Below are 3,417 nucleotides of genomic sequence, written 5' to 3'. Positions count from 1 at the left end.
GGGGCGCCGTAGGCATAAACGGTCGCGTTAAGTATTTGCCGCTTGCTTGGGCTTGGATGCCCAAAACAAGCTTCCGCAAAAATAGCGACTCCCCGACAGAGATGGTACTGGTCGCGCTCTTCTCACTCGTGTTTGGTAGTTTTTTAACACGACAGCTGCTTGCGCTCACAACGGGAGCAGAGCGCCTTTCTGCGGGTGAGTTGGGTTATCAGCTGGAGGTGAAGGGGAGTGATGAGTTGGCTCAGACTGCTGTGGCGTTCAACGCCATGTCGCACGATTTACTCGCCGACCGCCATAAGCGAAATGCAATCATGATCGCCTCTCTCGATCCGATCATTACGACGGATAAAGATGGCCACATACTTGAGTGTAATGCCGCGACCGAACGTGTATTTGGCCTCGCGGAGAGAGAACTGATAAAGCGCTCTCTGGTCGAAACGCTGATCCTGGAGGAGCATCGCACGCACTACCTTAATCTGCTTCATGGTTTGGCCGCACCAAGAGACATTTCTCTCTCTGCACAACGCTTTGAGATTCGTTGCCAGCGGGGAGATGGAAGTCCATTTACAGCTGAGCTCTCGGTGGGTAGTTCCGAATTCGATTCCGAAGTCTATCTGGTGCACTACTTTCAAGACATCACACGCCGTCTGATGGCCAGCGCTGAACGAGAGGCGCTAGAGCGTAGAAATCATATGATTCTCGAGGCGGCTGGAGAGGGGGTGTTTGGTCTGGATAGTGAGGGACGTCATACCTTTGTCAATCCGCGGGCCGCTGAACTGCTCGGTTTTGAGGCGGAGGAGCTGATTGGTAAACGCTCTCATGAGACCTGGCACTATCGTCATGAGGATGGCAGTGACTATCCTGATCACGACTGTCCAATCTATTCGGTTTTGCATTCTGGTGTGATGCGCCAGGGTGTTGAGTACTTTGTGCGCAAAGACGGCACCATGATCCCCGTAGATTATGTTGCTACACCACTGCTTGATAGGGGACACGCCAACGGTGCGGTTGTTACATTTAACGACATCTCTGAGCGACTGGCCGCCGAGGAGTATCAGCGTCAGGCGACTACGGTATTTGAGAGTACCAATGACGGCATTATCGTTACCGATGCAGAAGGTAAAATCGTCGCAATCAATCAGGCCTTTAGTGATATTACTGGATATCAGACGGAGGAGGTGTTGGGTGAGACGCCGAGCCTGCTTAGTTCAGGTCGCCACGACGACAGATTTTTTGAACAGATGTGGCAGGGATTGGAAAAGGATGGGCGCTGGCGTGGTGAGATCTGGAATCGACGCAAAAGTGGTGAGGTCTACCTCGAGTGGTTAACGATCAGTTCGGTACGCAATGAAAAAGGTCAAACCACCAACTATGTCGCGACCTTCTCCGATATCTCGGAGTTACACAAAATTCGTGAAGAGCTTGATAATCAGGCCAACCACGATGCTTTGACGGGACTGCCCAATCGTCGCCTGTTTAATGACCGTCTAACCACCGCGATCCATCATGCCCGCCGCAATGGAAGCAAGTTAGCTATTCTTTTTCTCGATCTCGACCGTTTTAAAATGGTTAACGATAGTCTTGGCCATCTGTTTGGTGATCGTCTGCTGCAGAAGGTGGTCGATCGACTGGTAACGTTGGTACGTGCGGAGGATACGGTGGCACGTCTGGGTGGTGATGAGTTCATTGTGCTCAGCGATGATCTGAACAAGCTTGATGCGATTGCCAACATTGCTGCTAAGTTGCTCGACTCCTTTAAACCTCCCTTCCTGCTTGATGAACATGAGATCCACCTTGGATGCAGTATCGGCATCGCGCTTTTCCCTGAAGATGGAAATGATGGGGATCAACTGATACGTGCTGCCGATACTGCGATGTATCGCGCCAAGGAGCGTGGACGTAACAACTATCAATACTTCTCCGAGGAGATGGCGACGACTGCCTATGATCGACTGTTGATGGAGAGTGCGCTGCACAGTGCCATTGAACAGAAAGAGCTGGTGGTCTACTACCAGCCGAAAATTAACGCCTTAACGGGGAAAATCGTCGGTGCTGAGGCCCTGGTTCGCTGGGTCCATCCCACGCTGGGTTTTATTCCACCAATTCAGTTTATTCCCCTTGCTGAAGAGAGTGATCTGATTAATCAGGTGGGTGAGTTTGTATTACGAACGGCCTGTTCCGACGCTGAGATGTGGCGCCAGAGCGGCTATCCACTGAACAACGTTGCTGTGAATATCTCGGTGCAGCAGTTTGTAAAACAGGATCTAGTATCACTCGTCTCAACGGTATTGAAAGAGTGCGGGATGCCAGCAGAGATGCTGGAACTGGAGATTACAGAGAGCGCACTGATGCGAGAGACGGAACGTTCTCTGGCCATGCTGGTACGCCTTACCGAGCTGGGTGCCAAGATAGCCATTGATGATTTTTGAACCGGCTACTCCTCCTTGAGCTATCTGAAAAAATTACCCATCCACAAGTTGAAAATCGACCAGAGCTTTGTCGCTGGTCTGCCAGAGGACCGAGACGACATCTCCATTTCACGTGCCGTCATAGCTCTGGGGAAGAGTCTGGGGTTGTCGATTGTTGCCGAGGGTGTGGAGACAGAGAGCCAGGCGGAGTTCCTTGCTAAAGAGAGCTGTGATGAGCTACAGGGCTATCTCTTCTTAAAACCGGTACCCGCTGAGACCTTTGTGCAGCTACTGCAGGAGAGTGCGCAGGATTAGGTTGCTTATCTTTGGTTGAACAGCCGCTGACCTATTTTCTGCTGTCGACCTCTTCACTCTCTAGCTTGGCGGAGTAGAGCGCTGCATTCTGATCATCAAGGGCGTTAACCAGTGCATCCTTCGGTGCGTAGAGCATAGTGGCGATGTCGACCAGGTTTTTGGTGATGCTGGCGGCGTTGGCACTGTCGTTGATCAGTGAAGAGGCCATCTCTCGTGTGATCACATTTGTGAGTAACAGCTCACCGATGCGACCGTTGAGCAGGGTATCCAGATGTTTAGCCTTTTTCCGCTGTTGCTGCAGAGATTGCAGATCCTCACTCTCGATACCCTCAGGCCCTATGTGTTTGATCAGCCGCACTACCTTGAGGATATGACGCCGTAGCGTGTTGTACTCACGACGAATGGCGTCGTTATCTGAGTCGAGATAACGGTCCATATTGAGGTGGAGTGGTTTCATACGCTTGACCACCTGAACCAGCAGACGATCTGCAACCAGTACATTTCGGATCGTCTCGATCTCACAGTCATCGAGTGTGAACTTCTGCTGTAGTTGCGTCGCATAATCGAGAATTTTGCTGTAAATGCGTTTGATGCGTGCGCTGACCGCCATGGATAGCGAAGCGAAGGCGGTTAGTCCGCGATAGTCGACGCCGTCTGCCTATTCGTAGTTGAGAGCGCGAGCGAACGACGAAGA

Annotated in this window: 1 protein-coding gene and 1 pseudogene; one reads left to right on the top strand and one right to left on the bottom strand. The window is 51.6% G+C overall.

What is annotated here, in order from left to right; translation table 11 throughout:
* Positions 1-56 precede the first annotated feature (56 nt).
* Positions 57-2,723 (top strand): annotated as a pseudogene (locus tag BOW52_RS16415) (bifunctional diguanylate cyclase/phosphodiesterase).
* A gap of 31 nt (positions 2,724-2,754) precedes the next feature.
* Here the strand turns inward: BOW52_RS16415 and BOW52_RS16405 are convergent.
* Positions 2,755-3,333, bottom strand: coding sequence for a hypothetical protein (locus tag BOW52_RS16405; RefSeq protein ID WP_078485162.1), 579 nt, complete (start codon positions 3,331-3,333; stop codon positions 2,755-2,757).
* Positions 3,334-3,417: the final 84 nt, after the last annotated feature.

The organism is Solemya pervernicosa gill symbiont, from assembly GCF_002020875.1.
Classification (GTDB): Bacteria; Pseudomonadota; Gammaproteobacteria.
Note: the sequence above shows the minus strand (reverse complement) of the source record. Positions and strands in the feature narration are given on the sequence as shown.

Bases quoted from the DNA above. Each gene is read 5' to 3' on its own strand.
- BOW52_RS16405 (WP_078485162.1), bottom strand. From the start codon at position 3,333: ATGGCGGTCAGCGCACGCATCAAACGCATTTACAGCAAAATTCTCGAT.